This window comes from Polymorphobacter sp., assembly GCF_051860865.1.
In the GTDB taxonomy this organism is placed as follows: Bacteria; Pseudomonadota; Alphaproteobacteria; order Sphingomonadales; family Sphingomonadaceae; genus Sandarakinorhabdus.
Window position 1 is genome coordinate 1 of the sequence record NZ_JBIMKZ010000106.1, and the last position, 7,162, is coordinate 7,162.

Genomic DNA, 7,162 nt, shown 5'->3' on the forward strand with positions numbered 1-7,162 from the left:
TGCGGCTGTTCGATGCCGCACTCGCCGCCAGCGCCGACGCACCCGATCCCCGCGCCGCCCAATGGCGCCGCGATGCCCAGGCGCTGCGCCGCAAATGGTCGGGCCAGGCCTTTGCGCTTGTCCGCGAATCGGGCCTGGACCCCGCCACCGGCATCGCCACCGGCCCGTTGCTCGGCGCCAGCCAGAGCGGCTTCTCGGTCGCCTATACGCCCAGCCCGCTCGCCCGCCGGCCGCTGGCCGCCATCGCCCGCGTCAACGCCGCCACCGACGCCAATGGCCGTACCGACAATCGCACCGCCCAGGCCGCCTTCGGTGTCCGCTGGCAGGCCACCCCCGCCGTCGCCATCAGCGCCGAGCGGCTGGTGTCGCTCGGCGATCTTGCCCGCGATGACTGGCTGCTGCGGCTCAGCGCCGGCACCAGCCGCCGCCTGCGCGCCCGCGGCATGGCGCTGGACGCCGATGCCTATGGCGAAGTCAGCCTGCTCGGCAACGGCGACCTCGTCGGCGCCGGCCAGGCACGTGCCCTCACCCCGATCCTCAGCCGCCCGGTGTCGATCGCCGCTGGCCTCGGCGCTTGGGGCAGCGTCCAGAAGGCCGGCCCGCTCACCATCGGCCGGCTCGATCTCGGCCCAAGCGCCGTGATGCGCCTCGGCCAGGGCCGCTTCGGCTTCGAGATCGCCGCCGATTACCGTCAGCGGCTGGCCGGCAACGCCGAGCCCGGCAGCGGCCCCACGGTCACCCTCAGCACCAGCTTCTGACCGTCCCACGGGTTCAGCCCCCCGCGACCGTCATCGCGAGGGGCCAGGCCCTCCCCGCCTAACCCGTATCTAACCCCGGTCCTGGGCGATCCGCCGTCGCGTGCCGAGAATTCGCAAGCTGGCACGCAGATGCAATTGCCCGATGATCTCGTTGATGATGTTCATCCCCTCGAGCGCCATGTCCGCCGCCTCGGCCTCGCCGACATTGCCGGCCAGATGCCCGAAGAACAATTTCATCTCCTGCGCCACCACCCAGTCGATCAGCTCGACATAAAAGCCCATATGTGCCGGCAGAAAGCCGTTGCGGCTCGAAAAGCCGAGATCGACCAGCCGCTTCAACGTCATTAGCAGCTTCACGTCGCGCCCCGAGACCCGGCCCTCGTCATCGACGCTGATCATGCCGATGGCGATATACCCCTCCGCGGTCCCCGGCTCCATCTCCAGCCGCGCCTCCACATCGGCCAGAAGTTCCGGTGCCTGCACGCCGCCGACCCGCGCCGCGAGCATGGCATCGAGCATCGGGAACGCGTCCGGCGCCAGCCAGCGGTCGCCATCGTCGGCATCGAGCACCGACTTGATCACCGCCAGCGGCAGGAACAACTCTTCCTGCAGGCGCTTGATCGCCTTCAGCCGCCTGACATGCTCCTCGCTGTAGAAGGCGGAATTGCGGCTGGCGCGTTCAGGCTCGGGCAACAGACCTTCGCGAATATAGAAACGGATCGTCTCCCGCCCCACCCCGCTCGTCTTTTCCAATTCCTTCATGCGCATAGGCAGCGCATATCAGATCGGGCGGAGTGAGGAAAAGCGTCGAACATGGTGAAGATTTAACAATGCAGGCCTTCGCCACCCTCCTCGATGCCTTGCTGTTCACCGGCAGCCGCAACGCCAAGCTGCGGCTGATCGGCGACTATCTGCGTACCACGCCCGATCCGGATCGCGGCTGGGCGCTCGCCGCGCTGACCGGCGGCCTCGATCTCAAGGCGGTCCAGCCGAGCCTGCTCAAGGCGCTGATCTCGGCGCGGCACGACCCGGTACTGTTCGCCCTCAGCCATGATTTCGTCGGCGACATGGCCGAAACCATCTCGCTGCTCTGGCCCCTGCCCGAGACGCCGATGCCGCCACCGCCCAGCCTCGACAGCGTGGTGAGAACCCTCGCCACGCTCGGCCGGGCCGAGGCCCCCGCCACCGTCGCGGCTTTGCTCGACAGCCTGGATGCCCAGGGCCGCTACGCCTTTATCAAGCTCGCCACCGGGTCGTTGCGCGTCGGCGTCTCGGCCCGGCTCGCCAAGACCGGCTTCGCCCAGGCCTTCGGCCTCGATGTCGAGGCGGTCGAGGAAGTCTGGCACGCCCTCGCCCCGCCCTATCCGACCTTGTTCGCCTGGGCGGAAGGCCATGCGCCCGCGCCGGTCGCCGGCGATCTCCCCGTCTTCCGGCCGTTCATGCTCGCCCATCCGCTAGAGGCCGACAGCCTCGATCTCGCCACCCATGCCGCCGAATGGAAATGGGACGGCATTCGCGTCCAGCTCGTCCATGCCGGCGGCCAGACCCGCCTCTACAGCCGCTCGGGCGACGACATTACCCACAGCTTCCCCGATGTCGCCGCCGCCTTCGCCACGCCGGCCACGCTCGACGGTGAGCTGCTCGTGCGCGGCACTGCCCAGGGCGGCGAGGCCGCCAGCTTCAACGCCCTGCAGAAGCGCCTCGGCCGCAAGACCCCCGCCGCAAAACTGATCGCCGAAGCCCCGGCCTTCGTCCGCCTCTATGACGCCCTGTCGATCGCCGGCGAGGACCTGCGCCCGCTGCCCTGGCACGCCCGCCGCGCGGCGCTCGAAGCCCTGATGCCGGCGCTCGATCCGGAGCGGTTCGACCTGTCCACCCTTGTCGAGGCGCCGGACTGGCCGAGCCTGGCCGCGCTCCGGGACAGCGCCCGCGATGCCAGCATCGAGGGCCTGATGCTCAAGCATCGCGACAGTGCCTACGTCGCCGGCCGCCGCGTCGGTCTCTGGTACAAATGGAAACGCCAGGCGCTTACCGCCGATTGCGTGCTGATGTACGCCCAGCGCGGCCACGGCAAGCGGTCGAGCTTCTACAGCGATTTCACCTTCGGCGCCTGGCACGAGGACGGCACGCTGCTGCCGGTCGGCAAGGCCTATTCCGGCTTCACCGATGCCGAATTGAAGGATCTCGATCGCTGGGTGCGCGCCCATACCACCGCCCGCTTCGGCCCGGTCCGCGAGGTCGAGAAAAGCTATGTCGTCGAGGTCGCTTTCGATTCGGTCCATGTCTCCAGCCGCCACAAGTCCGGCCTGGCCATGCGCTTTCCCCGCTTCCACCGCCTGCGACCGGACAAACCGGCCCATGAAGCCGACACCATCGACAGCCTGCGCCGACTGGCGACCTGACCACTATCGACCGGCCAATATCAACGCCGGCGATGCATGATTTTCGACGGCGCGGCAGAAGATCCACTCTACCAGCCCAGCGCGACTATCCATACACAAGAATAATTCCAACCATATCTATGGTTGAAACCAAATCTATCCGCCGGCAAAGCCTTTCTGTGATTGCCTACTAATCAAGTAGGAATACCCTGCCGCCACAACGACAGCGGGAGACAGGGATGCGCATCACTTCACACCGGCATGGGATCGCCCTCGGCGCCATGGCCATCGCCCTCGCGCCCATGCCGGGCCAGGCGCAGACCGCCGAGCCACAGCGCGCCGATGCCCAGGTCGCCGCCGCGCCCGCAGACGGCGAGATCCTCGTCACCGCCCGGCGCCGCGCCGAAAATGTCCAGGACGTGCCCGTCGCCATTTCGGTGGTCAACGGAGAAGCGCTTGATGCCAGGGGGGTGTTCAACATCAACCGGCTGACCCAGCTCCAGCCATCGCTGCAATTCTATTCCACCAACCCGCGCAACACCTTCATCAACATTCGCGGCATCGGCGCGCCCTTCGGCCTCACCAACGACGGGTTCGAGCAGGGCGTCGGCATCTATATCGACCAGGTTTATTACAACCGCATCGCCTCGGCGACGCTGGACTTTGTCGACGTCGACCAGATCGAAGTTCTGCGCGGTCCGCAGGGCACGCTCTATGGCAAGAACACCACCGCCGGCGCCATCAACATCACCACCCGCCCGCCCAGCTTCGATTTCGAGGGCAAGGCCGAGATCTCGCTCGGCAACTATAATTTCAAGCAGGGCAAGGCCTCGGTCTCCGGCCCGCTGACCGACAAGCTCGCGGCCCGTATCAGTGCGACGGTGACCGATCGCCAGGGCACCATCGAGAATGTCGCCACCAACCAGTTCGTCAACTCGATCGACAATATGGGCGTCCGCGGCGCCCTGCTGTGGAAGCCGACCGACACGCTCAGCATCACGCTGGCCGGTGACTATAATGTTCAGGATCCGATCTGCTGCGTCCAGATCTATGCCGGTGTCGGCACCACCCAGCGCCCGCTCAACCGCCAATATGCCGCGCTCACCGCGCGTTTCCCCGGCTACCAGGTCCCGAGCACCAATCCTTTCGATCGCGTCACCGACCTCGACGCCGAGATCCGGGCCCGCAACGAGCACGGTGGCGCGTCGCTGCTGCTGCAATGGGACTTGGGTCGCGGCACGCTGACCTCGGTCAGCGCCTGGCGCTATTGGGACTGGACGCCGGCCAACGACCGCGATTTCACCGGCCTGCCCGTCTACACCAAGGTCAACAACCCCACCAAGCAGAGCCAGTATACGCAGGAACTGCGCTACAATTACGAAGCCGAGCGCGTCAATTTCGTCGTTGGCGCCTTCGGTTTCCACCAGAAGATCCGGACCAGCGGCATCCAGGAAACCGGTCCTGCCGGCAGCGCCTGGCTCCTCAACCCAACCAGCGCCCTGTCGAACAACCCGGCCGTGCTCAACGGCCTCACCGCCGTCAACGACATCCGGCTGGACAACACCAGTGTCGCCGTCTTCGGCAAGCTCAACTGGAAAGCGACCGACAGGCTCACCATCTCGCCCGGCATCCGCGTCAACTATGACAAGAAGGACGGCCTCTACGATTCGGTCGTCACCGGCATCGCGTCCAATGGCACCCGCCAGCTGGTCACCAACGACACCACACACCCCTCCTACAATGATCCCTGGACGGCGGCGCAGCGCGGTCTCCAGGCCTCGCAGTTCTTCGAGGTGCCCTTCAGCGCCTGGAATCTCTCCTACGACCTCAACATCGCCTATGCTCTCACCGAGGACGTCAACGCCTATGCCACCTATGCCCGGTCGTTCAAGACCGGCGGCGTCAACCTGAACGGCGTGCCCAGCCTGCCCAACGGTCTGCCGGCGCTCGATGTCGCTGTCATCGATCCGGAAAAGGTCAATCACTTCGAGCTCGGCCTCAAGACCCAGTTCTGGGATCGCCGGGCCACGCTCAACCTCGCCGCCTTCTGGACCGAGATCGACGATTTCCAGGCCAGCGTGATCAGCAACATCAGCGGCAGCAACGTGCTGCGCGGCTATCTGGCCAATGCCGACAAGGTGCGGTCACGCGGCGTGGAGGCGGACTTCTCGGTTCGCCCGTCGGACCGGTTCAGCGCCTATGCCAGCGGTGCCTTCACCGATGCAAAGTTCACCCGCTTCACCAACGCCCCCTGCCCCCCGGAACTCGCCGGAGGCGGCAGTGGAACACCACCGGGACCGGCCGCCACGCCGGGCGCCAACAGCCCGGTCAACTGCGATGTGTCGGGCTCGGTACTGCCCGGCATTTCCAAATGGGCTTTTTCATGGGGGGGCGAATACAACATCCCCGCCGCTCTTCTCGGCCAGGAAGGCGAGGTTTATTTCGGCTATGACGGGAACTACCGCTCCAGCTTCTCGTCCAACGCCTCGCCCTCGATCTACACCAACATCGACGGCTATTCGCTGCACAACTTCCGCCTCGGCTACCGCACCGAAAAGGTCGACATCTTCGGCTGGGCGCGAAATGCCTTCCAGCAAAACTATTTCGAATCGCTGGCGGTCACCCCCGGCAACACCGGCCTGATCTCCGCACAGCTCGGCGACCCGCGCACCTTCGGCGGCACCATCAAGTTCAACTTCTGATCGCTCAGGGCCGGCCACGGCCGGCCCGTCAGACCCGGCCCGTCAGCTTTTGCCGCGAGACCGCCGCTCCCCCCGCCGGTTGCCGCTGGTGGACGAAGACAGCCGCCGCACCTTCGGCTTGGCCGCGGCCACCGGCTGCGGCGCCTCGACGATCGGCGCGCCATTGGCCAGGTCGAAGCCGAGCAGCGCGAAGCTGTCGGCCATATGCCCCGGCAGTTCGGCGGTCACGTCGATCTTGCCGCCGCCCGGCGCGCCGATCACCAGCCGCCGTGCATGGAGATGCAGCTTGCGGCTGATCCCGCCGGTCAGGAACGCTTCCTTGCCGCCATATTTGGCGTCGCCTGCCAGCGGATGCCCCATCGCGGCGGCATGGACGCGGATCTGGTGGGTCCGCCCGGTCAGCGGCATGAATTCCACCCAGGCGGCGCGGCCGGCGGCGCGGTCGAGCACCCGGTAGCGGGTCTTCGCCGGCAACCCCGCCTCCTCGTCGACATGCATCCGCTCGCCGCCGCTGCCCGGCTGCTTGGCCAGCGCCGCCTCGATCACGCCCGCCTCGATCCGGGGCAGCCCGATGGTCAGCCCCCAATAATATTTGCGCGCCTCGCGCCCGGCAAAGCCCTTGGAGAAATAGGCCGCCGCCCGCGCCGTACGCGCCAGCAGCAGCACGCCCGACGTATCCTTGTCGAGCCGGTGAACGAGCTTCGGCCGCACGTCGAGGTCATACATCAGCCCGTCGAGCAGCCCGTCGACATGAGTGCTGGTCCCGGTCCCGCCCTGCGTCGCCAGCCCCGGCGGCTTGTTGATGACGATGGCATTGGCATCCATGTAGATCACCATCGAGCGGACATAATCGATCTGCTCGTCGCTCAGGTCATCGCGCGGCCGCGCCACCGGCCGGCTCGCGGCCGCCTCGGGCTCGATCTCCGGCCAGACCAGCCTCTGTCCGGCCGCCACCCGGTCGCCCGGCCCGGCCTTGGCGCCGTCGAGCCGCAGCTGCCCCATGCGTCCCCAGCGCGAGGCCAGGTTGAAGCTGACCAGCGGCTGGTGCCGCTTGAACCAGCGATCGACGCGAATGCCGTCATCGTCCTCGGCAACAATCGCCTCAGGCATCAAACCCTCCCCAGGGCGATGCCCAGAAATGCCGCCACCACGCCGCCGGCCACAGAACTCACCGCATAGGCGCCGGCCATGCCGACCTCGCCACGGTTGACCATCCCGACCAGCTCGACGCTGAAGCTGGAGAAGGTGGTGAACCCGCCCAGCAGCCCGACGCCGAGCAGCAGCCGCAGCGGCTCGCCCTCGCCACCCAAGCGCGCAATCA

The 7,162-nt window shown here is 67.1% G+C and carries 5 protein-coding genes and 1 pseudogene; 3 read left to right on the plus strand and 3 right to left on the minus strand.

The window, feature by feature from the left end:
• A pseudogene (locus ACTIFJ_RS14415) lies at positions 1-758 on the plus strand (hypothetical protein); the annotation flags it as partial.
• Positions 759-827: 69 nt separating this feature from the next.
• Here the strand turns inward: ACTIFJ_RS14415 and ACTIFJ_RS14420 are convergent.
• Entirely contained in the window at positions 828-1,526 is a 699-nt protein-coding gene (locus ACTIFJ_RS14420; RefSeq protein WP_439534806.1) for a MerR family transcriptional regulator, read from the minus strand.
• 62 nt (positions 1,527-1,588) lie between these two features.
• On the opposite strand from ACTIFJ_RS14420, the gene ACTIFJ_RS14425 reads away from it, so the two are divergent.
• Together ACTIFJ_RS14425 and ACTIFJ_RS14430 are read left to right on the plus strand one after the other, a co-directional pair.
• The gene (locus ACTIFJ_RS14425) at positions 1,589-3,160 is read left to right on the plus strand and encodes a cisplatin damage response ATP-dependent DNA ligase (RefSeq protein ID WP_439534807.1); all 1,572 of its coding nucleotides are present in this window, start codon (positions 1,589-1,591) and stop codon (positions 3,158-3,160) included.
• Between the two features lie 218 nt (positions 3,161-3,378).
• Positions 3,379-5,841, plus strand: a complete 2,463-nt coding sequence (locus ACTIFJ_RS14430) for a TonB-dependent receptor (RefSeq protein WP_439534808.1) — start codon at positions 3,379-3,381, stop codon at positions 5,839-5,841.
• Positions 5,842-5,883: 42 nt separating this feature from the next.
• On the opposite strand, the gene ACTIFJ_RS14435 is transcribed toward ACTIFJ_RS14430, so the two are convergent.
• The gene (locus tag ACTIFJ_RS14435; RefSeq protein WP_439534809.1) at positions 5,884-6,951 is read right to left on the minus strand and encodes an RluA family pseudouridine synthase; all 1,068 of its coding nucleotides are present in this window, start codon (positions 6,949-6,951) and stop codon (positions 5,884-5,886) included.
• A partial coding sequence (locus ACTIFJ_RS14440) for a fluoride efflux transporter FluC (protein WP_439534810.1) occupies positions 6,951-7,162 on the minus strand: 212 nt, incomplete at its 5' end. The genes ACTIFJ_RS14435 and ACTIFJ_RS14440, both read right to left, overlap by 1 nt.